The organism is Streptomyces mangrovisoli (assembly GCF_000974985.2).
GTDB classification, from domain to species: domain Bacteria; phylum Actinomycetota; class Actinomycetes; order Streptomycetales; family Streptomycetaceae; genus Streptomyces; species Streptomyces mangrovisoli.
The window spans coordinates 30,949-57,884 of record NZ_LAVA02000001.1; the positions used below are offsets into that span (position 1 = coordinate 30,949).

Annotated in this window: 21 protein-coding genes; 11 read left to right on the forward strand and 10 right to left on the reverse strand. The window is 72.9% G+C overall.

The window, feature by feature from the left end; genetic code table 11:
- Positions 1 to 62: 62 nt before the first annotated feature.
- From WN71_RS00150 to WN71_RS00165, 4 genes are all read right to left on the reverse strand, one after another.
- A complete protein-coding gene (locus WN71_RS00150; RefSeq protein ID WP_046591274.1) occupies positions 63 to 917 on the reverse strand; it encodes a 1,4-dihydroxy-6-naphtoate synthase in 855 nt (284 codons plus the stop codon).
- 5 nt (positions 918 to 922) lie between these two features.
- Positions 923 to 1,627, reverse strand: a complete 705-nt coding sequence (locus tag WN71_RS00155; RefSeq protein WP_079177557.1) for a futalosine hydrolase — start codon at positions 1,625 to 1,627, stop codon at positions 923 to 925.
- Between the two features lie 23 nt (positions 1,628 to 1,650).
- Positions 1,651 to 2,163 carry a DUF2771 domain-containing protein gene (locus WN71_RS00160; RefSeq protein ID WP_107469510.1) on the reverse strand — a complete coding sequence of 171 codons (513 nt, stop codon included), beginning with the start codon at positions 2,161 to 2,163 and terminating at the stop codon, positions 1,651 to 1,653.
- Between the two features lie 61 nt (positions 2,164 to 2,224).
- Complete coding sequence (locus WN71_RS00165; protein ID WP_046591276.1) at positions 2,225 to 3,652, reverse strand: MFS transporter; 1,428 nt, start codon at positions 3,650 to 3,652, stop codon at positions 2,225 to 2,227.
- Positions 3,653 to 4,100: 448 nt separating this feature from the next.
- Between WN71_RS00165 and WN71_RS00170 the strand changes: the two genes are divergently transcribed.
- The 3 genes from WN71_RS00170 (at position 4,101) to WN71_RS00180 (ending at position 9,563) form a co-directional block, all read left to right on the forward strand.
- A complete protein-coding gene (locus tag WN71_RS00170; RefSeq protein ID WP_046591277.1) occupies positions 4,101 to 5,027 on the forward strand; it encodes a DUF3027 domain-containing protein in 927 nt (308 codons plus the stop codon).
- Positions 5,028 to 5,305: 278 nt separating this feature from the next.
- Positions 5,306 to 8,431 (forward strand): sacsin N-terminal ATP-binding-like domain-containing protein, encoded by a 3,126-nt coding sequence (locus tag WN71_RS00175; protein WP_046591278.1) that lies wholly within the window; start codon positions 5,306 to 5,308, stop codon positions 8,429 to 8,431.
- Positions 8,432 to 8,627: 196 nt separating this feature from the next.
- Entirely contained in the window at positions 8,628 to 9,563 is a 936-nt protein-coding gene (locus tag WN71_RS00180) for a hypothetical protein (RefSeq protein WP_046591279.1), read from the forward strand.
- A gap of 63 nt (positions 9,564 to 9,626) precedes the next feature.
- Here WN71_RS00180 and WN71_RS00185 read toward each other — a convergent pair whose 3' ends face one another.
- Complete coding sequence (locus WN71_RS00185; RefSeq protein WP_046591280.1) at positions 9,627 to 12,020, reverse strand: HAD-IC family P-type ATPase; 2,394 nt, start codon at positions 12,018 to 12,020, stop codon at positions 9,627 to 9,629.
- A gap of 227 nt (positions 12,021 to 12,247) precedes the next feature.
- Entirely contained in the window at positions 12,248 to 12,529 is a 282-nt protein-coding gene (locus WN71_RS00190; protein WP_046591281.1) for a DUF2530 domain-containing protein, read from the reverse strand.
- A 112-nt stretch (positions 12,530 to 12,641) separates the two neighbouring features.
- Here WN71_RS00190 and WN71_RS00195 point away from each other — a divergent pair, with 112 nt between their 5' ends.
- Positions 12,642 to 14,093, forward strand: a complete 1,452-nt coding sequence (locus WN71_RS00195; RefSeq protein WP_046591282.1) for an NCS2 family permease — start codon at positions 12,642 to 12,644, stop codon at positions 14,091 to 14,093.
- A gap of 34 nt (positions 14,094 to 14,127) precedes the next feature.
- On the opposite strand, the gene WN71_RS00200 is transcribed toward WN71_RS00195, so the two are convergent.
- Positions 14,128 to 14,310 carry a ribbon-helix-helix protein, CopG family gene (locus tag WN71_RS00200; RefSeq protein ID WP_046591312.1) on the reverse strand — a complete coding sequence of 61 codons (183 nt, stop codon included), beginning with the start codon at positions 14,308 to 14,310 and terminating at the stop codon, positions 14,128 to 14,130.
- 153 nt (positions 14,311 to 14,463) lie between these two features.
- Between WN71_RS00200 and WN71_RS00205 the strand changes: the two genes are divergently transcribed.
- The 3 genes from WN71_RS00205 to thpR all read left to right on the forward strand — a co-directional run bounded on the left by WN71_RS00205 (position 14,464) and on the right by thpR (position 17,097).
- Entirely contained in the window at positions 14,464 to 14,901 is a 438-nt protein-coding gene (locus WN71_RS00205) for a MarR family winged helix-turn-helix transcriptional regulator (protein WP_046591283.1), read from the forward strand.
- A 25-nt stretch (positions 14,902 to 14,926) separates the two neighbouring features.
- A complete protein-coding gene (locus WN71_RS00210) occupies positions 14,927 to 16,273 on the forward strand; it encodes an MFS transporter (protein WP_107469512.1) in 1,347 nt (448 codons plus the stop codon).
- A gap of 251 nt (positions 16,274 to 16,524) precedes the next feature.
- Positions 16,525 to 17,097: an RNA 2',3'-cyclic phosphodiesterase gene (gene thpR / locus WN71_RS00215; protein ID WP_046591285.1), complete on the forward strand. Its 573-nt coding sequence runs from the start codon at positions 16,525 to 16,527 to the stop codon at positions 17,095 to 17,097.
- Between the two features lie 131 nt (positions 17,098 to 17,228).
- Here thpR and WN71_RS00220 read toward each other — a convergent pair whose 3' ends face one another.
- Positions 17,229 to 18,224: an aldo/keto reductase gene (locus tag WN71_RS00220; protein WP_046591286.1), complete on the reverse strand. Its 996-nt coding sequence runs from the start codon at positions 18,222 to 18,224 to the stop codon at positions 17,229 to 17,231.
- A 57-nt stretch (positions 18,225 to 18,281) separates the two neighbouring features.
- Entirely contained in the window at positions 18,282 to 18,956 is a 675-nt protein-coding gene (locus WN71_RS00225) for a GDSL-type esterase/lipase family protein (RefSeq protein WP_046591287.1), read from the reverse strand.
- Positions 18,957 to 19,104: 148 nt separating this feature from the next.
- Here WN71_RS00225 and WN71_RS00230 point away from each other — a divergent pair, with 148 nt between their 5' ends.
- Complete coding sequence (locus WN71_RS00230; protein ID WP_046591288.1) at positions 19,105 to 20,079, forward strand: hypothetical protein; 975 nt, start codon at positions 19,105 to 19,107, stop codon at positions 20,077 to 20,079.
- A gap of 85 nt (positions 20,080 to 20,164) precedes the next feature.
- Here the strand turns inward: WN71_RS00230 and serC are convergent, their stop codons facing one another.
- A complete protein-coding gene (gene serC, locus WN71_RS00235) occupies positions 20,165 to 21,283 on the reverse strand; it encodes a phosphoserine transaminase (protein ID WP_046591289.1) in 1,119 nt (372 codons plus the stop codon).
- Positions 21,284 to 21,400: 117 nt separating this feature from the next.
- Here serC and WN71_RS00240 point away from each other — a divergent pair, with 117 nt between their 5' ends.
- The 3 genes from WN71_RS00240 to WN71_RS00245 all read left to right on the forward strand — a co-directional run bounded on the left by WN71_RS00240 (position 21,401) and on the right by WN71_RS00245 (position 26,904).
- Entirely contained in the window at positions 21,401 to 24,373 is a 2,973-nt protein-coding gene (locus tag WN71_RS00240) for an FAD-binding and (Fe-S)-binding domain-containing protein (RefSeq protein WP_206299982.1), read from the forward strand.
- A 200-nt stretch (positions 24,374 to 24,573) separates the two neighbouring features.
- On the forward strand, positions 24,574 to 24,708 hold the full coding sequence (locus tag WN71_RS43155; protein WP_276208059.1) for a hypothetical protein: 135 nt from the start codon (positions 24,574 to 24,576) through the stop codon (positions 24,706 to 24,708).
- 144 nt (positions 24,709 to 24,852) lie between these two features.
- Complete coding sequence (locus WN71_RS00245) at positions 24,853 to 26,904, forward strand: ABC transporter ATP-binding protein (RefSeq protein WP_046591314.1); 2,052 nt, start codon at positions 24,853 to 24,855, stop codon at positions 26,902 to 26,904.
- Positions 26,905 to 26,936: the final 32 nt, after the last annotated feature.

Genomic DNA, 26,936 nt, shown 5'->3' on the forward strand with positions numbered 1-26,936 from the left:
CGGCCAGAACTTCCGGCCAGAACTTCCGGCCGGAACTCCCGGCCAGAACTTCCGGCCGGAATTCACGGGAACGCGAGCGCGTCCGGGCCGAGGGGCGGTACCAGTCCCTCGGCCGCCGCACGCGTGAGCAGCCCCCGCACCGCCGCATAACCGTCCGCGCCGAGGTCGGCGGTGAACTCGTTGACGTACAGCCCGATGTGCTGGTCCGCGACGGCGGGGTCCATCTCCTGCGCGTGCTCCATGACGTACGGCCGTGAGCGCTCCGGGTCGTCCCACGCGGCCCGCACCGAGGCCCGCGCCGACTCGGCGAGCAGCTCCAGCGTCGCCTCGCCCAGCGACCGCTTGGCGAGGATCGCGCCCAGCGGGATCGGCAGCCCGGTGGTGCGCTCCCAGTGCTCGCCCATGTCCGCGAGCTTGTGCAGACCGTAGTTCTGGTACGTGAAGCGCGCCTCGTGGATGACGAGACCGGCGTCCACCTTGCCGTCCCGCACCGCGGGCATGATCTCGTGGAACGGCATCACCACGACCTCGCCGACCCCGCCCGGCACGGTGTCCGCCGCCCAGAGCCGGAACAGCAGATAGGCCGTCGACCGCTCGCTGGGCACCGCGACCGTGCGTCCGGCGAGGTCCGTGCCCGCCTCCCGGGTCAGCACCAGCGGCCCGCAGCCGCGCCCCAGCGCGCCGCCGCAGGGCAGCAGCGCGTACTCGTCGAGGACGTACGGCAGCACCGCGTACGACACCTTCAGCACGTCGAACTCGCCGCGCTCGGCCATGCCGTTGGTGATGTCGATGTCCGCGAAGGTGACGTCGAGGGCGGGCGCGCCCGGCACCCGGCCGTGGGCCCACGCCTCGAAGACGAACGTGTCGTTCGGGCAGGGCGAGTAGGCGATCTTCAGCGGCTCTGCGGGTGCGGTCATGCCAGTCATGCCTTCTTCCAGCCTTCGGGCTTCCAGCCTTCGAGTACGGTCGCGAGCTTCCCGAAGCCCTCGGTGAGGGCCGCGAGCGCGTCGCCGATCCGCCAGGCGGCGCGGTCACGCGGGCCCACGGGGTTGGACACCGCGCGTATCTCCAGGGCCGCCACGCCGTGCGCGGCGGCCGCCTCGGCGACCCCGAAGCCCTCCATGGCCTCGGCGAGCGCGCGCGGATGACGGGCCCGCAGCGCGGCGGCCCGTTCGGCCGTACCGGTCACGGTGGAGACGGTGAGGACCGTTCCGGCGCGCGCTTTGGTGGCGGTCACGAGCTCTCGTACGAGTGCTTCCGGCGGACGGTGGGTGACGGTCCCGAAGCCCAGCTCGGTGACCGGCAGGAACCCGTCGGCCGTCTCGGCGCCCAGGTCGGCCGCGGTGATCTCGTCGGCGACGACGAGGGAGCCGACCGGCGCGGCGGGCGCGAAGCCGCCGCCGATGCCGGCGCTGACGACGAGGCCGTAGGGGCTGCCGCCGAGCGCGGCGGCGGTGAGTGCGGTCGCCGTGGCGGCGGCGGCGCGGGCCGGGCCCACCCCGGCCGCGAGGAGGTCGGGACCGCCGGCCGGCCGGTGCAGGGTGCACCCGGGCAGCTCCACCTCGCGCACCGGCCCGGTGAACGCCCGTGCCACCGCGTCGCGCTCGGCGTCGACCGCGGTGGCCACGAGGATGCGTACCGGGGCCGTGATCAGTCGTCCTTCTTGAGCTTGAACGACCACAGACCGGTGCCGGTCGTGCCGCTCGCCTTGCCGTCCAGCGCCTTGATGGTGACCAGGGTGGTGTTGCCCGTGGCGCCGTACTGGGCGTTGAAGAAGACGCTGCCGGGGATGGTGCGGTAGGTCTTGTCGCTGTCCTCGACGAGCTGCTGACCGTTCATCAGGATGGTCCAGCGCTTGTCGGCGATCGCCGGGTCGACGCCGAAGCGGACGGTGTCGTCCGGGTCCACCTTGATCGACTTGATGTCGGTGTCCTTCAGGCAGGACGTCATCGTCGCGACCGTGAGGGCCTTGCCCTCGCCGCCACAGGTGGCCTCCGAGCTCACCGACTTGGTGCCGACGGTGATCGTCGAGACCGGCGTCGGCTTGTCGCAGGCCGACAGGACGAGCAGTCCGGCGGAAACGGCGCCGGCGGCGGCGACGGCGCGGCGGCGTCGCACGACGCGTGTTACATCAGCGGCTTCGCCGCGGGGCAGCGTGGTCATGGCCGAAGGCTATCGGGCAGGTCGGGCCCACCCCCCAATGGGGTGCGGCGTGCCCCGTTCGTTACGCCACTCGCGACCCTTTGGTCTTTCCCCCGTACCGCGCCGACGCGAGCAGCCCCCGCACGGTGGTCAGCCATCCGGCGGCCACGATCGCCGCGCCCACCGACAGGCCCAGCGTCCCGTTCAGCGGCATCACGATGCCGATCGCGCCGCCGAACACCCACGCCATCTGGAGCAGTGTCTCCGAGCGGGCGAACGCCGACGTGCGCACCTGCTCGGGCACGTCCCGCTGGATCAGGGCGTCCAGGGACAGCTTGGCGAGCGCCTGGCCGAACCCGGCGACCGCGGCCAGACACGCCACCAGGAACGCGCCGAAGAAGACCGCGGCCGTGATCGCCGCGCCGAGCACCATGCCCACGGCCGTCACGATGATGATCTCCGGCGCCCGGGCCCGCAGCCACGACGCGACCGCCGTGCCCAGCGCGTTGCCCGCGCCCGCCGCGACGCCGACGATCCCGAGCGACACGGCCGCGCTCTGCCCGGTCAGCGGGTGCTCGCGGAGCAGGAACGCGAGGAAGAAGATCAGGAAGCCGGACAGCCCGCGCAGCGAGGCGTTCGCGGCGAGGGCGTGGGTGACGGCGGTGCCGACCGTGCGCAGCCCCGGCCGTTTGACCGGCTGCCGGTGCGGGCCGTGCAGATGCCCCTCGTCCGCGGCGAGCAGGGCGATGTCCTCGCCCTTGGCCGAGTCGACCTTCGGCGGCAGGGTGAACGACAGGAAGGTGCCCAGGACGAAGATGGCGAAGGCGCCGTACAGCGGCCAGGGGTCGCCGACCCGGTGCAGCACCGCGGCGAGCGGCGCGGCCACGGCGGTGGCGAGCAGCCCCGCGAGGGTGACCCGGGAGTTCGCCCGGACCAGCGAGAAGCGGGGCGGCAGCAGCCGGGGCACCACGGCGCTGCGCACCACGCCGTACGCCTTCGATGCCACCAGCACGCCGAGCGCGGCCGGATACAGCTGGAGGCTGCCGCTCGCGACGGCCCCCGAGATGATCAGCGCGAGCAGCGCGCGGGCCAGCATCGCGCCCGCCATCGCGGCGCGGCGGCCGTGCGGCAGGCGGTCCAGGAGCGGGCCGATCACCGGCGCGAGGACGGTGAAGGGGGCCATGGTGATGGCGAGGTAGAGCGCGACGCGGCCGCGGGCCTCGTCCGTGGGCACGGAGAAGAAGACGGTCGACGCCAGCGCCACGGTGATCATGACGTCGCCGGCGCCGTTCACCGCGTGCAGCTCGATCAGCTTGCCCAGGCCGGACTCGCCCGCGCCGTGCGCGTGCGTCGCCTTGCGGATACCGCGCGCGGTGCCGGTGACCGGGAGGTGCAGGGCATGGCCGAGCGCGCGGACGGCGCCCTGGATCCGGCCCGGCCCGCCACCCTTGCTGTTCCCCCGGACCCCACCGACTCCGGTGGCGCCCTGGGGGGACTTCGCGGCTGCCACGACGCCATAGTGCCCCGAGAACGGACCGGATAGTGCGGTTACCGCGCGTATGGCCCTGTTGCGATCCCGCCCGCGGCCCGAGGGGGCTCGTGTCGCGCAGTTCCCCGCGCCCCTTTCGGGGCACGGCCGACTGGGCCCCTGAAAGGGGCGCGGGGAACTGCGCGATCAGCCCCCACCGGGCCGCGGACGACGTCGTACGGACCCCCGATTCGGCCGAGTCTCCGGCAGGAATCCCGCGCCGCGAAACGGCGTACCTGCCACTCGGTGTAGGCCATCCGTCCCGGAACAGGTAGCGTGCCTATCTCAGCCATCCCGCACAATGGATGACGCAGGTGCGCCCGAGCGCGATTCGGACGCGGACGTCGACGCGGCCCTCAGGTCCGCTCCGTCCGCCCGGCCGCCCAAGGCGACCGCACCCGTAAGACGGCGTAGGAGAGAAGCGATACCTGTGAGCGCAGCGAGCACGCGAAGCCGCACCCCCGACCGCCTGTGCGCCGAGGCCGTCGACCTCGCCCGCGCCGCAGCCGAGGAGGCGGCCGCGCCCGGTGTCGTCGGTGAGCACACCGGGCTGGTGTCCGAGGGCGACCGGGTCGTCACGCACCACTTCGAGTGCAAGGAGCTCGGCTACCGGGGCTGGCGCTGGGCGGTCACCGTGGCCCGCGCCTCCCGCGCCAAGATCGTCACCCTCGACGAGGTGGTGCTGCTGCCCGGCCCCGACGCGCTGCTCGCGCCGGAGTGGGTGCCGTGGAGCGAGCGGCTGCGCCCCGGCGACATGGGCCCCGGCGACCTGCTGCCCACGGACGCCGAGGACCTGCGCCTGGAGCCCGGGTACAGCGGCGAGGAGGAGCCCGCGCCGAACTCGGCCGTGTCGCAGGAGATGGCCGAGCTGGTCGAGGCGGAGGACGCCGAGGTGACGGCCGGTCCGCCGGCCGAGCTGCCGGCGGCGCCCTCGCGTGGCTCGATCGCCGCGCTCGCCGAGGAGCTGGGCATGCGCCGCGCCCGGGTCCTGTCCCGCTACGGCCTGCATGTCGCGGCCGACCGCTGGGAGGAGGCGTACGGCGCGAAGACGCCCATGGCCCAGGCGGCGCCGTCGACCTGCGTCAGCTGCGGGTTCCTCTCGCCGATCGGTGGTTCGCTGGGGCAGGCGTTCGGCGTCTGCGCGAACGAGTTCTCGCCGGCGGACGGGCGGGTGGTCTCGCTGTCGTACGGCTGCGGGGGGCACTCGGAGGCCGCGGTCATGCCGAAGCCGCCGCGGCCGGCTCCGCCGGTGGTGGACGAGACGCGGGTCGACCCCTTCCCGCTGCGGCCCTCGGCGGACTCCGGGTCCGTACCGGCGACCGCGGACGCGGACACGGCGGAACTCGGCCACTCCTAGCCCCCCGGGCGGGTCCCCGCGATCCGGCCCGCGCCCCGACGAAGCCCTTTCCCGCAGTTCCCCGTGCCCCTGATCGGGGCACGACGTCTGCGGGTCGGTGGGGGCTGGTCGCGCAGTTCCCCGCGCCCCTTTCGGGGCACGGCCGGCTGGGCCCCGAAAGGGGCGCGGGGAACTGCGCGAACGAGCCCCACCGGGGTGCAGGTGTCCGGGACCCTGCTGAACTTGCGGTAGCAGCCCCGCGCGGTACCTTCAGTCGTCGCCGACGATGGAGAGTGAACGTGAGCAAGTTCGTGCGCCCTGCCGCCGAAGGCGCGGACCCCTTCGGCACCGCGCGGCTCCGGCGCGGCGTGCTGGACGCGTGGGCCACCAGCCCCGCCCGCTTCCGTGAGGACGCCAACGCCGAGGAGGACCTGGTCCTCGGCGGCTACCGCGACCGGCTCGTCGTGGAGCTCGCCCAGAACGCCGCCGACGCCGCCGCCCGCGCCGGCGTCGAGGGCCGGCTCCGGCTCACCCTCCGCGACGACGTCCTCGTCGCCGCCAACACCGGCGCCCCCCTCGACGCCGCGGGCGTGGAGTCGCTGTCCACCCTGCGCGCCTCCGCCAAGCGCGACACCCCCGCCGCCGCGGTCGGCCGCTTCGGCGTCGGCTTCGCCTCCGTGCTCGCCGTGACCGACGAACCCGCCGTCGTCGGCCGCCACGGCGGCGTCCGCTGGTCCCTCGCCGAGGCCCGCGAGCTCGCCCTGGAGGAGGCCGGCCCGAACCCCGAGCTCGCCGACGAGATCCGCCGCCGCGACGGCCACGTACCCCTGCTCCGGCTGCCCTTCCCCGCCGAGGGCACCGCCCCGGACCCGTACGACACCGTCGTCATCCTGCCGCTGCGCGACACCGCGGCCGCCGCGCTCGCCGAACGCCTGCTGCGCGACATCGACGACGCGCTGCTGCTCGCCCTGCCCGGCCTCGCGGAGGTCGTCGTCGAGTGCGGCGGCGACACCCCCCGCACCCTGCGCCGCCGCACCGAGGGCACCTTCACCGTCGTGGAGGACTCCGCCGAGGGCACCACCCGCTGGCGCACCGCGGTCGAGCAGGGCACCCTCACCCCCGACCTGCTGGCCGACCGGCCCGTCGAGGAGCGGCTGCGCCCGCACTGGTCCGTCACCTGGGCCGTGCCCGCCGACGACACCGGCGCCCCGGCCCGCCCCCGCACCGGCCCCGTCGTGCACGCCCCCACCCCCAGCGACGAGCCGCTCGGCGTGCCCGCCCTGCTCATCGCCTCCTTCCCGCTGGACACCACCCGCCGGCACGCGGCCCCCGGCCCGCTCACCGACTTCCTCGTGCAGCGCGCGGCCGACGCCTACGCCCGGCTGCTCGCCGAGTGGCGCCCGGTCACCGAGGCCGCCATCGGCCTGGTGCCCGGCCCCCTCGGCAAGGGCGAACTGGACGGCGCGCTGCGCCACGCCATCCTCGAACGGCTGCCGCGCACCGCGTTCCTGCCGCCCGTGCTCGAACCCGCCGAGGACGACCCCGACCTGCCCGAGGCGCTGCGCCCGCGGGACGCGGAGGTCGCCGAGGGCGCGGGCGCGGCCACCGTGCGCGTCCTCGCCGAGGTGCTGCCCACCCTGCTGCCCGCGGGCCTGGAGCGCCGCGTCGAGCTGCGCACCCTCGGCGTCGCCCGGGTGCCGCTCACCGACGCCGTCGACCGCCTCGCCGGACTGGAGAAGGAACCCGGCTGGTGGTGGCGGCTCTACGACAGCCTGGCCGGCGTCGACCCCGACCGGCTCTCCGGGCTGCCCGTGCCGCTCGCGGACGGCCGGACGACCATCGGCCCCCGGCAGGTGCTGCTGCCCATGGCGGACGGCACCTCGATCCACCCCGAGACGCTGGCCCGGCTCGGCCTCAAGGTCGCCCACCCGGACGCCGCGCACCCGCTGCTGGAGAAGCTGGGCGCGCTGCCCGCGACCCCGCGCGCGGTGCTGACCACCCCCCAGGTGCGGGCCGCGGTCGCCGCCTCCCTGGACGACGAGGGCGGCATCGACTGGGAGCAGGACGCCCCCGACGCCGAGGAACTCGCCGACCTGGTGCTGGCGTTGGTGCGCGACGCCGGTCTCGAACCGGGTGACGAGCCCTGGCTGGGCGCGCTGGCGCTGCCCGACGAGGACGGCGAACTCGCCCCCGCCGGTGAACTCCTCCTGCCCGGCAGCCCGTTCGCCGCCGTCGTACGCGAGGGCGAACTCGCCGAGGTGGACGCCGAACTGGCGGCCAAGTGGGGCGAACAGCCGCTCTCCGCCTGTGGCGTGCTGGCCGGTTTCGCCCTGGTGCGGGCCACCGACGTCGTCCTCGACCCGGACGAACTGGAGCCCCGCGAAGGCGACTTCGCCGAACCGGACGACGCCGGTCTGCTGGACGCCGTCGACGTGTGGTGCGAGGACGTCCTCGACCGCTTCCCCGAGACCCCGGTGCCGCCGGTCGCCACCGAACTCGTCGCCGTGCGCGACCTGGACCTGGTGGACGAGGACCAGTGGCCGAAGGCCCTCGCCATGCTGTCGCAGCCCCCGCTGCGTGACGCCCTGGTCCAGCCGGTGCGGGTGCTGCTGCCCGACGGCACCCACGAGGTCGTACGGCCGTACACCGCATGGTGGTTGCGCGGCCACCCGGTGATCGACGGCCGCCGCCCGGCCGGACTGCTCGCCGCGGGCGGCGACCCGCTGCTGCGCGGGCTGTACGACGAGGCGGACGCCACCGGCTTCGAGGACGAGCAGGTGCTGCGCGCCCTCGGCGTGCGCACGTCGGTGGCCGCGCTGCTCGACGAGCCCGGCGGGGCGGCCGAGCTGCTCGACCGGCTCGCCGACCCGGACCGTCACGTCACCGGGGCGCAACTGCACGGCCTGTACGGCGCGTTGGCCGACCTCGACCCTGAGCAGGTGACCCTGCCGGACGAGCTGCGGGCCGTCGTCGACGGGCGGGTGGAGGTCGTGGACGCCGCCGACGCGGTGGTCGTCGACTCGCCCGACCTGCTGCCCTTCACCTCGGGCGTGCCGCTGCTGCCGGTGCGGCCGTCCCGCGCGGCCGAACTGGCCGAGCTGTTCCAGGTGCGGCGGCTGAGCGAGTCGGTCACCGGCGAGGTGGACTCCGAGGGCACCGAGCACGACGTGCCGGAGCCGGTACGCGTGCTGCTCGGGTCGCGGACCCCGCGGACGTACGTCGAGCACGAGGAGCTCGTCGTCGACGGCGTGGAGATCGACTGGCGGCTCACCGGCGACGGCGTGCTGCACGCGGCCACGCTGGAGGGCGTCGCGGCGGGCCTGGCCTGGGCGGCCGGCCAGTGGCCGCGCCGCTTCGAGGTCGCCGCCCTGCTGGAGGACCCCTCCCGCACGCAGGAGCTGGCGCGGGACCGCTGGTTCGACTGACCGGAGCGCGCGGGCGGTGCGGTCCGCGGCGGGCGGCGAAGATCACTTTCACTTTTCCTTCACCCGTCGTACAACCTTCACGCACCCTCGTGTATCAATTCATGCGAGCCACCTGGCTCCGTCATCACTTGGATCCCGGCTGCCCCGGCCGCGTGCCGTGCGGGCCGCCGGGACTCCCCTCCGACCAGAGGAACGCATGCGCATACGTGCCACCGTGGCCGCCGTCTCCGGCGCCCTGGCCCTCTCCGCCCTCGCCGTGCCGGCCGCCCAGGCCGCGGGCTCCCACTCGCCCAGCCACGACGCCGTCCAGCAGGCCGTGCAGTCCGTGCGCGAGGCCGCCGACGGCAAGTCCGCCTACACCGGCTCCACCGGCGAGGAGGGCACGCCGTACCAGCTGAGCGCGACCTTCTCGAACGTGAAGGTCAACGGCGGCAAGCCGATCGTGGTCGGCACCACCAACGTCGTCACCGTCCCCGTCACCTTCACCGTGACGCACGGCGCGGACGTCGACCTCGCGGCCGCCGACACCTACCTGGACGTCGAGCTCTACCGCGGCGACTTCGAGCTGCCGGACAACTGGCTGCTCGGTCCGGACTGGCCGTCCTGCACCGACGTCTCCACGACGAAGGCGAACTGCACGAGCAGCATCGAGGTCGACCCGAGCTGGGACCTGCTGGGCAACGAGGACGCCACCACGTGGAAGGCCGACGGCTACGTCGTCGACTACAACGACCAGGACCCGCTGGCCGATGACATCGACTACAGCAAGGTCGGCTACGCCGAGGCCGGCGACCTCGCCTCCGTCAAGCTCCAGCGCTACTCCAAGCTGACGGTCAACGCCTCGCCGGAGCCGGTGAAGAAGGGCAAGACCATCACGGTCACCGGCTCTCTCACCCGCGCGAACTGGGACGACTTCAAGTACCACGGCTACACCGTGCAGCCGGTGAAGCTCCAGTTCCGCAAGAAGGGCACCACCACCTACACCACGGTCAAGACGATCAAGAGCAGCTCGACGGGCTCGCTCAAGACGACCGTCACGGCCTCGGTCGACGGGTACTGGCGCTACAGCTTCGCGGGCACCTCGACCACCCCGGCGGTCAACGCCACGGGTGACTACGTCGACGTGCAGTAGTCACGGCATCACGAAGCCCCGTGCCTCGGCGGAGGCGCGGGGCTTCGCCGTGTGCGGCGAGCCTCAGGCGAACCGCCGGTCCACCCACCGCCACACCACTTCCAGGGCGACGCCCGCCACCGCCGCGATGCCCACCGCCAGCCAGGGCATCGCCACCCCGACCAGCTTCAGCGCGAAGAAGTGCTGGAGGGCGGGGACGATCAGCACCACGACGAAGGCCGCCGCCATCGCGGCCACCAGCAGCACCCGCCACCAGGTGTAGGGGCGGGCGATGATGGCCAGCACCCACATCGAGATCAGGAACAGGGTGAGCGTGGCGGCGCTGGTCTCCGCCTCCAACGAGCCGTCCCCCGTGTAGTAGTGACGGGCGATCAGGTAGGTGACGAAGGTCGCCGTCCCGGCCACCAGGCCGCCCGGCACCGAGTACCGCATCACTCGCCGTACGAAATGGGGTTTCGCGCGTTCCGTGTTGGGCGCGAGGGCGAGGAAGAAGGCCGGGACGCCGATGGTGATGGTGGACAGCAGGGTCAAGTGGCGCGGCAGGAAGGGGTATTCGACCTGCCAGAGCACCACCAGGATGGCCAGCAGCACCGAGTACACCGTCTTCACCAGGAACAGCGTCGCCACCCGCGTGATGTTCCCGATCACCCGCCGCCCCTCCGCGACCACCGAGGGCAGCGTCGCGAAGCTGTTGTCGAGCAGCACGATCTGCGCGACGGCCCGGGTCGCCTCGGATCCGGAGCCCATCGACACCCCGATGTCGGCGTCCTTGAGGGCGAGCACGTCGTTCACGCCGTCCCCGGTCATGGCGACGGTGTGCCCGCGCGACTGGAGCGCGCCGACCATGTCCCGCTTCTGCTGCGGGGTGACCCGCCCGAAGACCGTCCCCTCGTCCAGCGCCCGGCCCATCTCCTCCTGCCCCTCGGGCAGCCCGCGCGCGTCCACGGCCTTGCCGGTGAGCCCCAGCTTGGCGGCGACCGCGCCGACGGAGACCGCGTTGTCGCCGGAGATCACCTTCGCGCGGACGTTCTGTTCCGCGAAGTAGCGCAGGGTGTCGCCCGCGTCGGGCCGCAGCCGCTGCTCCAGCACGACCAGCGCGGCCGGCTGCACGCCCTTCGCCACCTCCGGGTCGTCGAGCTCGCGCCGGGTCCGGGCGAGCAGCAGCACCCGCAGCCCCCGCTCGTTCAGCCGACCGGTTTCGGCCAGCGCCGGATCGTCCGCGGTGAGCAGCACGTCGGGCGCCCCGAGCAGCCAGCTGCTGGTGACACCGTCGCCCTCGCTGAACGCGGCCCCGCTGTACTTGCGGGCCGAGGAGAACGGCAGCGACTCCACGCACCGCCACTCCTCGCTGTCCGGGAACGCGTCGATGATCGCCCGCAGCGAGGCGTTGGGCCGCGGGTCCGACTCGCCGAACGCGCCGAGCACCCGCCGTACGTACGCCTCGTCGCCGTCTCCGAGCGGGCGCACCTCGGTGACGTCCATGCCGCCCTCGGTGAGCGTGCCGGTCTTGTCGAGGCAGACGGTGTCGACGCGGGCCAGCCCCTCGATCGCGGGCAGCTCCTGCACCAGGCACTGGCGGCGGCCGAGGCGGATCACGCCGATCGCGAAGGCCACGGAGGTGAGGAGCACCAGCCCCTCGGGGACCATCGGGACGATGCCGCCGACCGTGCGGGCGACGGCGTCCTTCACGTTGTGGTTCTTCACCACCAACTGGGTGACGACCAGGCCGAGCGCGGCCGGGATCATCATCCAGGTGACGTACTTGAGGATGGTCGAGATACCGGTGCGCAGCTCCGAGTGGACCAGGGTGAACCGGCTGGCCTCCTCGGCGAGCTGCGCGGCGTAGGCCTCGCGCCCCACCCGGGACGCGGCGAACGCCCCGCCGCCCGCGACGACGAAGCTCCCGGACATCACCTGGTCCCCGGGCCGTTTGACCACGGGGTCCGCCTCGCCGGTGAGCAGCGACTCGTCGATCTCCAGGCCGTCGGCCTCGACGCACGCGCCGTCGACGACGACCTTGTCCCCCGGCCCGATCTCGATGAGGTCGTCCAGCACGATCGCGGACGTGCTGATCGGGGTGGAGGTGCCGTCGCGGCGTACGGTAGGGCGCGCCTCGCCGATCACCGCCAGCGAGTCCAGGGTCTTCTTGGCCCGCCACTCCTGGACGATGCCGATGCCGGTGTTGGCCAGGATCACGTAGCCGAACAGGCTGTCCTGGATCGGCGCGACCACCAGCATGACCAGCCAGAGCGCGCCGATGATGGCGTTGAACCGGGTGAAGACGTTGGCCCGGACGATCTCGCCCATCGAGCGGCTGCTGCGCACCGGCACGTCGTTGACCTGCCCGCGGGCCACCCGGTCGGCGACCTCGGCCGCGGTCAGCCCTCCGGCCGGGGTGGCCGGAAGGGGCGCCCGGTGCCCGGGTTCCAGATCGGCGCCCGCGTCGGTGTGGGTCATGCCTTCGACGGTACGTGGCGCCCTGGGGGTTCACCCCCTGAGCGATGGCATCCCGCCGGGTGCGGCCCGCCGGGGCCCTTTCGCGCAGTTCCCCGCGCCCCTGAAGTGATTTCGTCCGCGGCGCGGTGGGGGCTGGTCGCGCAGTTCCCCGCGCCCCTGTCGGGGCACCGCTACCTGGGCCCCCGGAAGGGGCGCGGGGAACTGCGCGAACGGCCGAACCGCCCCGGTCACCCCCCGTTCGGGCCCGCCGGAGCCCCGGCCCCCGCGCCCCGAGAGGAACGAATCGCCGCGTCGCGCTTGCGGACGTACCAGACGCCGATCAGGCCGAGGCCGCCGCCGGCCAGGCAGGTCCACACCCACCACGCGTGCCCGTGGTCGTCGAACCAGCCGTAGAAGGGGAGCTGCACCAGGAACAGGGCGAACCACAGAATCGTGCCGCCGATGATCGTCGGTACGACGGGCCCCTCCAGGGGCTCCGGTGCCTCGTGCTGGGGAGTCCACTTCGCCATGGGGCACAGCTTACGAGGTGATCAGGTCTACGCGCGGAGATAGCGCTTAGGTGATTCATATGTTCATACTGAATTCGTTTGCGTCTGTCCATTTCTGCTCGTAGGAACCTACATGTCCACCTCGGCCCCCGCCAAGGTCCCCGCCCCCGAACAGCCCGGGGCCCAGCCGTCGTACGGTGCACTCGACCGCTTCTTCAAGATCTCCGAGCGCGGCAGCACGCTCGTCCGTGAGATCCGGGGCGGCTTTGCCACCTTCTTCGCGATGGCGTACATCATCGTGCTGAACCCGATCATCCTCAGCAGCGCGAAGGACATGTACGGGCACCACCTGAACAGTGGCCAGCTGGTCACCGCCACCGCGCTGTCGGCCGCCTTCACCACGCTGCTCATGGGTGTCATCGGCAACGTGCCGATCGCCCTGGCCGCCGGTCTCGGCGTGAACTCCGTCGTCGCCCTCCAGCTCGCGCCGCGGATGACCTGGCCGGACGCCATGGGCATGGTCGTGCTGGCCGGCCTCGTGGTGATGCTGCTGGTCGCCACCGGTCTGCGTGAGCGCGTCATGAACGCGGTGCCCTACGGCCTGCGCAAGGCGATCGCCATCGGTATCGGCCTGTTCATCATGCTGATCGGTCTGGTGGACTCCGGCTTCGTCACCCGTATCCCGGACGTCGCCCAGACCACCGTCCCGCTCCAGCTGGGCACCGACGGTCACCTGCACGGCTGGCCGGTTCTGGTCTTCATCCTGGGCGCCCTGCTGACGTTCATCCTGATCATGCGCAAGGTTCCCGGCGCGATCCTGATCTCGATCGTCGGCATGACCGTGCTCGCGCTGATCCTGAACTCGGTCACGACCATCGACACCTGGGGCCTGACCGTCCCGAAGTGGCCCGGCAACCCGGTCTCCTCGCCCGACTTCGGCCTGATCGGTCACGTCAGCCTGTTCGGCGGCTTCTCCAAGGTCGGCGTGCTGACCGGCATCCTGTTCGTCTTCACGGTCCTGCTGTCGTGCTTCTTCGACGCGATGGGCACGATCATGGGCATCAGCGACGAGGCCAAGCTCACCGACGCCGAGGGCTACATGCCGGGCATCAACAAGGTCCTCTTCGTCGACGGCCTCTCGGTCGCCGTGGGCGGCGCCACCTCCTCCTCCGCCACCACCGCCTTCGTGGAGTCCACGGCGGGTGTCGGCGAGGGCGCGCGCACGGGCTTCGCCAACGTCGTCACGGGCGGTCTGTTCGGTCTGGCGCTGTTCCTCACGCCGATCGCCACGATGGTCCCGTCCCAGGCGGCCACCCCCGCGCTGGTCGCGGTCGGCTTCCTGATCCTGTCCAACTCGATCAAGGAGATCGACTGGGCGGACTACACGATCGCCGTCCCGGCGTTCGTGACGATGCTGATGATGCCGTTCACGTACTCCATCACCAACGGCATCGGCATGGGCTTCATCACCTTCGTGATCCTGCGGCTGGCCGCGGGCCGGGGCCGTGAGGTGCCGGTTCCGATGTACGTGGTCGCGGCGGTGTTCGGCTTCTACTACCTGATGCCGGCCCTCGGCCTCACCTGATCACCCGTGCGACGGGGTCGCCTGGACGGATGGCTCAGGTGACCCCGTAGAACTTCTCCGTCTCCTCGACGGCGGTCTGGAACCGCTCGTCGAAGTCATCCCGAATGAGCGTCCGGACGACATAGTCCTGGACGCTCATTCCTCTTCTGGCCGCGTGGTGCCGGAGCCGTTCGAGCAGCTCGTGGTCTATGCGCAGGCTGAGCACGGTGGTCCCCATGGACATGAGGGTCGCGGCACCCTTCGGTGCGGCGGGCGCCGTTCCGCGCCCGCATCACCCATATGAGTGATGTTGCGGTTCAGTGGCCGGGGTCACGGGCATCTCGCGTGTTCCGAGTGGTCTTTAGTTAGGGTAATGAGTTACTCTAATGACATGCCGGACCTCACCCATGGCGACGATGCTGCCGCCGTGAACTCCCTCCGCTCCGCCGTGATGCGGCTGTCCCGTCGGCTCAAGCACCAGCGGGTCGACGAGTCGCTGAGCCCCACCGAGATGTCGGTGCTGGGCACGCTGTCCACCTGCGGGCAGGCCACCCCGGGCGAGCTCGCCCGCAAGGAGCATGTGCAGCCGCCCTCGATGACCCGCATCGTGGCCCTGCTGGAGGCCAAGGGCCTGGTCCGGCTGGAGCCGCATCCCGAGGACCGGCGCCAGAAGGTCGTCACCAGGACCGAACAGGCCGAGGCGATGCTCCTGGAGAGCCGCCGCAAGCGCAACGCGTTCCTGGCCGGCCTGGTCGACGGCCTCGACGAGGACGAATGGGCCAAGCTGCGCGCGGCCGCCCCCGTGCTCGAGAAACTCGCACACCTGTAAGACGTCCCAAGGAGGCGAACCCATTTTGAGTACGGGACCCGGAGCAGCTTCCGCCCCCGCACCGATCTCCCCTACGACCCCCTCCGCCCGCCCGTCCTCGATGTTCAGCTCGCTGCGGATCCGCAACTACCGCCTGTTCTTCATCGGGCAGGTCGTCTCCAACACCGGCACCTGGATGCAGCGCATCGCCCAGGACTGGCTGGTGCTCAGCCTCACCGGCTCCTCCGCGGCCGTCGGTATCACGACGGCCCTGCAGTTCCTGCCGATGCTGCTGTTCGGGCTCTACGGCGGCGTCCTCGTCGACCGGCTGCCCAAGCGGCCCACGCTGCTCGTCACGCAGTCGGCCATGGCCCTCGCGGGCCTCGCGCTGGCGGCGCTGACGCTCACCGGGCACGTCCAGGTGTGGCACGTGTACCTGGCGGCCTTCTTCGTGGGCCTCGCGACCGTCGTCGACAACCCGGCCCGGCAGTCGTTCGTCTCCGAGATGGTCGGTCCCGGCCAGCTCCAGAACGCGGTCAGCCTGAACTCGGCGAACTTCCAGTCCGCCCGGCTCGTCGGGCCCGCCGTCGCGGGCCTGCTGATCACCGGCGTGGGCACCGGCTGGGCGTTCCTGCTCAACGGGCTGTCGTTCGTGGCGCCCCTCGCGAGCCTGCTGCTGATGCGGGGCCGCGAGCTGCAGGCGGTGCGGCGCGCACCGCGCGGCAAGGGCCAGCTGCGGGAGGGTCTGCGCTATGTCGCCGGGCGCCCGGAGCTGATCTGGCCGATCGTCCTGGTCGGCTTCATCGGCACCTTCGGCTTCAACTTCCCGGTGTGGCTGTCGGCCTTCGCGGACGACGTCTTCGACGGCGGCGCGGGCTCGTACAGCCTGTTCAACACGCTGATGGCGGCCGGCTCCCTGGTCGGCGCGCTGCTCGCCGCCCGGCGCGGGACGGCGCGGCTGCGCCTGCTGATCGTGGCCGCGGCGGGCTTCGGCGCGCTGGAGATCGTGGCGGCGCTGGCCCCGTCGTACTGGCTGTTCGCCGTGCTGATGGTGCCGATAGGCATCTGCGGCCTCACGGTCAACGTCACCGCGAACACGGCGGTCCAGATGGGCACCGACCCGGCCATGCGCGGCCGGGTGATGGCCCTGTTCATGATGGTCTTCATGGGCGGTACGCCGCTGGGCGCGCCGGTGGTCGGCTGGATCACGGACGCGTACGGCCCGCGGGTCGGCTTCGTCCTCGGTGGCGCGGTCTCGGCGGCCGCGGCGATCACCATCGGCCTGGTCCTGGCCCGCCTCGGCGGACTGCGCCTGTCGGTCGGCTGGCACCACGGGCACCCGCGGGTGCGGTTCGTGGCGCGGGAACGCGAACTGGCGGCCGCGTCCGCCTGACACCCCTGCCGCACCCCGGAGGCCGGTGCCCCACGCCCACGAGCGCGGGCCACCGGCCTCCGGGCGGTCCGGCCCGCCCCACCGGCCGCGGGGCCTCTGCGAGGCCGATCCCGTGAGACCCACCCCTTCGGCCCCATCGGCCCCGAGGTGGCCGCGAGGCCTGTTCGGCCCCCGCTGGTCGCGGGACCGAGCCCCACGAGCCCGCCCCGTTCGCCCCCCGCCCGCCGCCAGGTCTCTGCGAGGCTGGGCCCATGAGACTCTTCGCCGCCGTGCTGCCGCCCGAGGACGTCGCGGACGAACTGGCCGTGGAGGTGGCCCGGCTGCGGGGGCTGCCCGGTGCGGACGGGCTGCGCTGGACCGGGCGGCCCGGCTGGCACTTCACCCTGGCGTTCTACGGCGAGGTGGACGACGACGTCGTACCCGCCCTGTCGGCCCGCCTGGAGCGCGCGGCCGACCGCACCCCGCCCTTCGCGCTCGCGGTCCGCGGCGGCGGGCAGTTCGGGCATGGCCGTGCCCTGTGGGCGGGCGCGGAAGGCGACCTGGCCGCGCTGCGCCTGCTGGCCGACCGCGCGGAGGCGGCGGCCCGCAAGGCCGGGGTGCCGATGAACGAGCACCGCCGCTACAAGGCCCACCTGACCCTGGCCCGCAGCCGGGACGCGATCGACGCACGGCCGTACGTCGAGCGTCTCGCCGACTTCACCGGCCGCACCTGGACGGTGGGGGACCTGGCGCTGGTCCGCAGCAACCTGCCGCGGTCCGGGGTGGCGGGCGAGCAGCCCCGCTATGAGGCGGTCGCCCGCTGGGCACTCGGCCGTTCCGGTTAATCTCGATGACGTGGACCCGAAAACCCGGAACCGGATCATGGCCGGTGCGCTCGTACTGATGTTCGTAGTGGTGGCGATGGCGGCGGCGATCGGCCGATAGCCCGGCCGCCGCCGCCACCGCCTGCCCGGACCTACCAGGCGAACGCCTCCGGCGACGGACCCGGGCCGGGGAAGATCTCGTCGAGCCCGGCCAGCAGCTCCTCGCTCAGCTCCAGCTCGACGGCGCGCAGCGCGGACTCCAGCTGCCCGGCCGTGCGCGGCCCGACGATCGGCCCGGTGACGCCGGGGCGGGTGAGCAGCCAGGCCAGGGCGGCCTCGCCGGGCTCCAGCCCGTGCTTGTCGAGCAGGTCCTCGTACGCCTGGAGCCGGCCGCGCATGACCGGGTCGGCCAGCGCCTCCGCCGCCCGGCCGCCCGCCCGCCGGCCGCCCTCGACCTCCTTCTTCAGCACGCCGCCGAGCAGCCCGCCGTGGAGCGGCGACCAGGGGATCACCCCGAGGCCGTAGTCCCGCGCGGCCGGGATGACCTCCATCTCGGCGCGCCGCTCGGCCAGGTTGTACAGGCACTGCTCGCTGACCAGGCCGATGGTGCCGCCGCGCCGGGCGGCGGTCTCGTTGGCCTGGGCGATCTTGTACCCGGGGAAGTTGCTGGAGCCGACGTAGAGGATCTTCCCCTGCTGGACCAGCACGTCGACGGCCTGCCAGATCTCGTCGAACGAGGTGTCCCGGTCGATGTGGTGGAACTGGTACAGGTCGATGTGGTCGGTCCGCAGCCGCTTGAGGCTCGCGTCGACCGCGCGGCGGATGTTCAGCGCGGAGAGCTTGTCGTGGTTGGGCCAGACCGGCCCGTCGCCGAGGCCCATGTTGCCGTAGACCTTGGTGGCGAGGACCACCTTGTCGCGCCGGCCGCCGCCCTGCGCGAACCAGGTGCCGATGATCTCCTCGGTGCGGCCCTTGTTCTCGCCCCAGCCGTACACGTTCGCCGTGTCGAAGAGGTTGATCCCGGCGTCGAGCGCCGCGTCCATGATGTGGTGGCTGTCGGCCTCGTCGGTCTGCGGTCCGAAGTTCATCGTCCCGAGAACGAGCCTGCCGACCTTGAGTCCTGTGCGTCCGAGCTGCGTGTACTCCATGACCACCCAGCCAACGACTTGGAGCGCGCTCGATGCAAGGGGAATCGTGGGCGGCGTTCAGTCCCGGTACGCCGCCCCGAGCCCCCACCCCTGGTGCATGGCCCCCGCGAACGCCGCCGCGATCCGGTGTTCGCCGGACGGGCCCGGGTGGGTGCCGTCGTACGTGTCGCGGTCGAGGTCGTACGGGGACGGGGGAGACGCCAGCAGGATCGGGGAGCGGGGCTCGTCGAGATCGGCGGACGTCTTCGCGAGGAGGTCGTTGAAGAGGGCGACCTGGGCGGCGAAGGGGGCGTCCGTCAGGGCGCGGATGTTCGGGACGACCGGCAGCAGGACCATGCGGATGCCCGGGTTCGCCGCGCGGGCCGCCGCCACGAAGGCGCGCACGTTGTCGGTGGTCTGCTCGGCGTTCGTGTAGAAGCCCAGGTCGATCAGGCCGAGGGAGACCAGCAGCACGTCCGCCCGGTGCGCGCGCACCGCCTCGCCGATCAGCGGGGCCATGTGCAGCCAGCCCTCGCCCCAGCCGGCCAGGTGCGCGCGGGGGAACTCCGGCTCGGCGTAGTCGTACGACGTCGGCTCGTCCGCCGCCTTGTCGTAGAGCGTCTCGCGGGGCCCGACGAGGGTGAACGGGCCGCCGTACGCGGCGCACAGGTGCTGCCACATCCGGTAGCGCCACGTGTGTTCGCCCGCGCTCCCGATCGTCATGGAGTCGCCGACGGGCATGAACCTGAGCATCCGATCATGATGGACGATCGCCGTCCGGCATGGGATGTGAGGCCCGACACGCGGGCTCCCGCGCGAGCCCGACACGCGGGCTTCCGCGCGCCCTTGGGCGTGCGTACGCGCGTGGGTGATCCACAGCGCGGGATGGCAGGCTTGGCGCATGCGCCGATCCCTCGCGTTTCTCGCCGCCGGTCTCCTCGTGGGGGCGTTCGCCCTGCCCGCCTCCGCCGCCGACGGCGACCAGGGGTTCACGATCAAGGATTCGCGGATCGCGGAGTCCAGCGGCCTCGCCGCCTCGCGGCAGCACCCCGGCATCTACTGGACCCACAACGACAGCGGCGACGGCCCGTACATCTACGCCGTCGACAGCGCCACCGGCAAGACCGTCGCCCGAGTCACCCTCAGCGGTGTCGGCTCCCCGCGCGACGTCGAGGCCATCTCCATCGGGCCGGGCAACCAGATCTACGTCGGCGACATCGGCGACAACCTCGACGGCAGCTGGCCCTACGTGTGGATCTACAAGCTGCCCGAGCCCAAGGTGCTGAAGGACCAGACGGTCCGCGCGACGCAGTACGTCGTCAAGTACTCCGACGGCGCCCGCAACGCCGAGTCCCTGGCCGTGAACCCGAAGACCGGGCGCGTCTACATCGTCGACAAGAAGGAGAACGGCGGCCATCTCTTCGAGGGGCCCGCCCAGTTGTCCGCCTCCGGCAGCAACATCTTCAAGCCGATCGCCAAGGTCGACCTGTGGGCCACCGACGCCGCCTTCTCGCCGGACGGCGAACAGCTCGCCGTGCGCGGCTACTTCGGCGGCATCCTCTACGACTTCGACGGCGGCGCCCTCAAGCGCAAGCAGCAACTCGACGTGCCGATCCAGGGCCAGGGCGAGTCGATCACCTACTCCGCCGACGGCACCAAGCTGATGTACGGCACCGAGGGCGCCGACAGCTCGGTCGAGGCGAAGGACGCGCCGGGCGCGAAGGCGGCGAGCAAGTCCCCCTCCACGGGCGGGGGTTCGGCCTCCGGGACGGACGGCTCCAGCGGCCTGAGCGGCAACGTCAAGGTCGGCGCCGTCGCGGTGGCGGCCGCCGTGCTCGCCCTGTTCGGCCTCACCCGGCTGCGGCGCAGGCGCTGAACCGGGAGGCCGTAGGCACGGGAAGGGCGGCACCACCGAGCGATCGGTGGTGCCGCCTGTCGTCCGCCGTCCGCGGGCGGAACGGTCAGAGCTTCTCGATCACGTAGTCGATGCACTTCGTCAGCGCCTCGACGTCCGCCGGGTCGATCGCCGGGAACATCGCCACGCGCAGCTGGTTGCGGCCGAGCTTGCGGTACGGCTCCGTGTCGACGACGCCGTTGGCGCGCAGCACCTTGGCGACGGCGGCCGCGTCGATCTCGTCGGCGAAGTCGATCGTGCCGATGACCTGCGAGCGCTTGGCCGGGTCCGTGACGAACGGGGTCGCGTACTTCGACTCCTCCGCCCAGCTGTACAGGCGGGTCGAGGAGTCCTTGGTGCGCGCCGTCGACCAGGCCAGGCCGCCCTGCTCGTTGATCCACTCCAGCTGCTCGTTCAGCAGGAACAGGGTCGTGAGCGCCGGGGTGTTGTACGTCTGGTTCTTGCGCGAGTTGTCGATCGCCGTCGGCAGCGAGAAGAACTCGGGGATGTGGCGGCCGGACGCGTGGATCCGCTCGGCGCGCTCGATCGCGGCCGGGGAGAACACGCCGATCCACAGGCCGCCGTCGGAGGCGAAGGACTTCTGCGGGGCGAAGTAGTAGACGTCCGTCTCGGCGATGTCGACGGGCAGGCCGCCGGCGCCGGAGGTCGCGTCGACCAGGACCAGCGCGCCCTCGTCGGCGCCCGCGACGCGCTGGAGCGGCGCGGCGACACCCGTGGAGGTCTCGTTGTGCGTGAAGGCGTACACGTCGACGCCCGCCTCGGCCTGCGGCTCCGGGTGGGTGCCCGGGTCGGAGGAGACGACGGTCGGCTCGGCGAGCCACGGCGCGAGCTTGGCGGCCTTCGCGAACTTCGAGCTGAACTCGCCGAACGTGAGGTGCTGCGACTTGTTCTCGATCAGGCCGTGCGTCGCGACGTCCCAGAACGCGGTCGAGCCGCCGTTGCCGAGGACGACCTCGTAGCCCTCGGGGAGCTGGAACAGGGAGCTGATGCCTTCGCGGACCTTGCCGACGAGGTTCTTGACCGGGGCCTGGCGGTGGGAGGTGCCGAGAAGGGACGTCCCGGTGGCGGCCAGGGCGTCCAGCGCCTCCACCCGCACCTTGGAGGGACCCGCGCCGAAACGGCCGTCCGCGGGCTTGATGTCAGCAGGAATCTGGATGTCAGCCACGAGGCGAGGTTAGCCGGTGGAGGAAACCTGGGTGAAACCTCGTCCGTCGGATGAGACGGCGCCTCGCGCACGCGTTCGGCCGATGTGCGAGGACGCCCCGGCTGATGTGATGGGCGCATGGCACGACGGGCGACGGAACGGGCGACGGGGCAGGCCATGGAGCGGGCCACGGGGCAGGCCCCGGGGCAGGCCCCGGGGCAGGCCCCGGGGCAGGTCAGGGAAGAGGCGGCCGAACTGGCCGCGCGGCTGCGCGCGGCCGTCCGGGGCGAGGTGCGCTTCGACGCCGGTTCCCGGGCGCTCACGACCATGGACGCCTCCAACTACCGGCGTGTCCCCCTCGGCGTGGTCGCCCCGCGGGACGCCGACGACGTGGCGGCCGTACTGGAGGTCTGCCGGGCGCACGGCGTGCCCGTCGTGCCGCGGGGCGGCGGCACCTCCATCGCCGGGCAGGCCACCGGCACCGGCGTCGTCCTGGACTTCACCCGGCACATGAACCGGCTGCTCGCCCTGGACCCGGCCGCCCGCACGGCCGTGGTCCAGCCGGGGCTCGTCCTCGACCGGCTCCAGGAGGCCGCCGCCCCGCACGGCCTGCGCTTCGGCCCCGACCCCTCCACCCACAGCCGCTGCACGCTCGGCGGGATGATCGGCAACAACTCCTGCGGCTCGCACTCCGTCGCCTGGGGCACCACCGCCGACAGCGTGCGCGAGCTGCACGTGCTGACCGCGCGCGGCGAGCGGCTGCGCCTCGGCCGCGGCTGGGCGGGCGCCCCGGCCGGACTGCGGGAGCTGGCCGAGGGCGAACTCGCCCGGCTGCGCACCGGGTTCCCCGACCTGCCCCGCCGTATCTCCGGCTACGCCCTGGACGCGCTGCTGCCCGAGCGCGGCGCCGACGTCGCCCGTTCCTGGTGCGGGTCCGAGGGCACCCTCGCCGTGCTGACGGAGGCGGTCGTCACGCTCGTCGAGGCGCCGCCCGCCCGTGCCCTCGCGGTCCTCGGCCACGCCGACGAGTCCGCCGCCGCCGAGGCCGCGGCCGGCCTGCTGCCGTTCGGGCCGCTCACGGTCGAGGGGATGGCCCGGGACCTGGTGCGGGACCCGGCCGCCGCCGGACTGCCGCGCGGCGGCGCCTGGCTGTTCGTGGAGACCGGCGGCGCGAGCGGGGCCGAGGCCCGCGCGCGTGCCGAGGCGATCGCCCGCGCGGCGGACGGCACCGCGACCCTCGTCGTCACCGACCCGGCCGCGCAGCGCGCCCTGTGGCGCATCCGCGAGGACGCCGCCGGTACGGCGACCCGGATGCGCGACGGCAGCGAGGCGTGGCCCGGCTGGGAGGACTGCGCGGTGCCGCCCGCCCGGCTCGGCCCCTATCTCCGGGAGTTCCGGTCGCTGCTCGCCGCGCACGGACTGCGCGGCACGCCCTACGGCCACTTCGGCGACGGCTGCATCCACGTGCGGATCGACTTCGACCTGGTCACCGCGGCGGGCGTGGCGCGCTTCCGCCGCTTCTCCGAGGAACTGGCCGCCCTCGTCGTCGCCCACGGCGGCTCGCTCTCGGGCGAGCACGGCGACGGGCAGGCCCGCGCCGAACTCCTGCCGGTGATGTACGGCCCCGAACTGGTCGGCGTGTTCGAGCGCGCCAAGGCCGTCTGGGACCCCGACGACCTGCTCAACCCCGGCATCCTGGTCCGGCCCGCCCCGCTCGACGCCGACCTGCGGTTCTCGGTCCTGCCGCGCCGCCCCGTCGACGTGGCCTTCGGTTACCCGGCCGACGGCGGCGACTTCGCGGCGGCGGTGCGCCGCTGCGTCGGCGTCGCCAAGTGCCGTACGACGACGGCCGCCGGACCCGCCGTCATGTGCCCGTCGTTCCGGGCGACCGGCGAGGAGGCCCACTCCACGCGCGGCCGGGCCCGGCTGCTGCACGAGATGCTCGCCGGGGAGGTGGTCACGGACGGCTGGCGCTCGACGGAGGTCCGTGACGCGCTCGACCTGTGCCTGGCCTGCAAGGGCTGCCGCTCGGACTGCCCGGTCGGCGTCGACATGGCCACGTACAAGGCGGAGTTCCTGCACCACCACTACGCCGGGCGCCGCCGCCCCGCCGCGCACTACGCCCTCGGCCGTCTCCCGCGCTGGCTGCGCCTGGTGGCGCTGACCCGCACGGCCCGGCTGGTCAATACGCTGGCGTCGGTGGGGTTCCTGGCCCGCGCGGCCAAGCGGCTGGCGGGGATCTCGCCGGGGCGGGAGATCCCGCGGCTGGCACGGGAGACGTTCAGCGGGTGGTGGGCACGGCGGACGGCCGTATCCGGGGGGCGGCGAACGGGCGCCCCCGGCGTCCCGTCCGTCGTGCTGTGGCCCGACACCTTCACCGAGCACCTGGCGCCCGGGGTCGGCCGTGCGGCCGTGACCGTGCTGGAGGCGGCCGGGCTGCGGGTGACGCTGCCGCCCGCCGGGCCGCCGCGCCGGGGCCGGGTCTGCTGCGGACTGACGTACGTCTCCACGGGCCAGCTCGGCCAGGCCCGCGCCACCCTGCGCCGCACCCTCGACCTCATGGCACCCGTGCTCCGCGACGAGGTGCCCGTCGTCGTCCTGGAGCCGAGCTGCGCCGCCGCCCTCCGGGCCGACCTGCCCGAACTCCTCCACGACGACCCGCGCGCGGCGCGCCTCGCGGCGGCGGTCGTCACCTTCGCGGAGGCCCTGGAGCGCCACGCTCCCGGCTGGGTGCCGCCCACGCTGGACCGCCCGGTGACCGGCCAGACCCACTGCCACCAGCACGCGGTGCTGGGCGACACCGCCGACCGCGCGCTGCGCGCCGCCGCGGGCCTGACCGGGGAACTGAGCGGCGGCTGCTGCGGCCTCGCGGGCAACTTCGGTTTCGAGCGCGGCCACGAGGAGGTCTCGGCGGCCTGCGCGGAGGAGCAGCTGCTGCCCGCGGTGCGGGAGGCGGCCGACGGCACGGTGGTCCTGGCGGACGGCTTCTCCTGCCGCACCCAGCTGGAGCAGCTCGCCGGGGTGCGGGGCCGACACCTGGCGGAGGTGCTCGCCGAGGCGCTGGAGGGCGGACCGGGCGCGTCCCGGACAGCCGACTCCCAGCTTCCATAAGCCCGCTCTCAGATTTATCAGAGGAATCTCAGGTTGCGGCCGCGAACACAGGATTCGCCCAGCAATTCACAGCGTGTCCTATCCGTTATAGAGCCGACTTTGCCGTTGCTTGGGGTGAGTGGCGTGTAAGTTTCTGGATGCCGGGAGCCGGACGCGGAAATCCCGGGACAATCCAGAACGGTGAATACCTAGGAGACGGAATGAGCTTCAAGAAGCTGGCCCCGCTGCCCCCGAAGCCCAAGTCGAAGCAGCTTCCCCCGCCGCCGAAGCCGAAGCCGAAGAAGAAGCACCAGCCCGCCCCGCAGCCCAAGCCGCTGCCCGGCCACGGCGCCTGATCCGACACCGGTCGGCAGGCGGCAGGAGAAGGGGGCCGACGGTGCACCGTCGGCCCTCCTGCATTTCCGCGAAAAAAGTCAGCGACCTCTTTTGATAATGCGCGGAAGAATGTGACGCCGGACTGAGAAGGGGAATATGCCGTGGTGGACGAGGTCCGATACGACGATGAATCCGACGACGAACTCGACCACGAGGACTCCCCGACCATTCCCGCCCGCGACGCCTTCCGGCGTTTCTGGCCGCTGACCAGGGGACTGCGCGGCCGGCTCATGGCCGTCTGGCTGTGCACGGTGGTCGCCGCGCTCGCCGAGACCGAGGCGATCCTGCTCTTCAGCGATCTGACCGACCACGCCCTGGAGAAGGGCTCGCTGAGCGCGTTCTGGGAACCGGCCGTGAAATGGCTCGGCGTCGCCGTCGTCGGCGCGCTCGTCGCCTACGCGGGCAACTCGCTGGCCGCGCTGCTCACCGAGCGGTTCGTGATGCGGCTGCGCGAGCACGTCTTCGACCACGTGCAGCAGCTCCCGCCGCACTTCTTCCAGCGGCACCGGCAGGGCGACCTGCTGTCCCGGCTGACCAGCGACATCGAGGCCATCGAGACGATGGTCGTGTCCGGCCTGGTCGGCGCGGCCTCCGCCGCCTTCAGCGCGCTCTTCTACGCCGCCGCCGCGTTCTGGCTGCGCTGGGACCTGGCCGCGGCGACCTTCGTCCTCGCCCCGCTGTTCTGGCTGGCGGCCCGGCGCTTCTCCGGCTCGATCAAGGACGTCTCCCGCGAGGGCCGCGTCGCCGACGGCGCGATCACCTCCGTGGTCGAGGAGTCCCTCGGCAACATCGTCCTCACCCAGGCCTACGACCGGCGCGACGCGGAGAAGCGGCGGCTGCACGAGGAGGCGACCGCCTGGTTCCGTGCCTCCGTCCGCTCCACCCGGCTCAACGAGGCCTACGAGCAGCTCGTCCAGGTCATCGAGACGGTGTGCGTGCTCGCGGTGATCGGCATCGGCGCCTGGGAGATCTCCACCGGCCGGATGACCCTCGGCCAGCTCCTCGCCTTCGCCGCGTTCCTCGGCTACCTCTACCCGCCCGTCCGCGGCCTCGCCCAGCTCGGGCTGACCGTCACCGCGGCCACCGCCGGCGCCGAGCGGCTCATCGAGATCCTCGACGTGCCGCCCGCGGTCGCCGACCCCCGGCACGCCGTCGACACCGGCCGCCCGGACGGCACCGTCGAGGTCCGCGACGTCTCCTTCACCTACCCCGGCACGGACAAGGCCGCCCTGACGGACCTCTCCTTCACCGTCAGCCCCGGCGAGCTGGTGATCGTCACCGGACCGAGCGGCGCGGGCAAGTCGACGGTCTCCAAACTCCTCCTGCGGTTCTACGACCCCGACGCCGGCGAGCTGCTCCTCGACGGCGTCCCGCTGCGCGACCTGCCGCTCTCCCGGCTGCGCGCCTACGTCACCCTGCTCCCGCAGGAGACCCTCGTGCTGCACGACACCGTCCGCGCCAACATCGCCTGCGGCCGCCCCGGCGCCAGCGAGCAGGCGATCGTGGAGGCGGCGAAGGCGGCCGACGCGCACGACTTCATCGTCCGGCTCCCCGACGGCTACGACACCCGGGTCGACCCGCACTCGGCGCGCCTCTCCGGCGGCCAGCTGCAACGCCTCGCCATCGCCCGCGCGATCCTGCGCGACGCCCCCGTCCTGGTGCTCGACGAGCCGACCACGGGCCTGGACTCGATGGCCGCCCGCCGGGTCGTGAAGCCGCTGCGCCGCCTGATGACCGGCCGCACGACCATCATGATCACGCACGACCTGAACCTCGCCCCCGACGCCGACCGCATCCTCGTCGTCGACCGGGGCCGGATCGTCGAGACGGGCCGCCACGACGAGCTGCTGGCCCGGGGCGGCGCGTACGCGCGGCTGCACCGCTCGCAGAACAACGCCGTCATGGACACCGGCGAGCTGCGGCTCCCGCTGTTCGCGGAGCCCCCGGCCCCCGACACGTACGAGCCGTACGCGCAGCAGGGGCAGGGGCCGGAGCAGTGGCAGCCGTACCCGCAGCAGCCGCACCCGGAGCAGCAGCCACATCCGCAGCAGCCCTGGCCCTACGTCTACGAGGCCCCCTACGGAACCGTCGCCACCTCCCTTTCCGACGGCCGCCCCCTCTTCCGCGACGAGGCCGCCCCCTGGCCCGGCATCTGACATCCCGCCCGGCATCTGAGACAGTGGCAAAA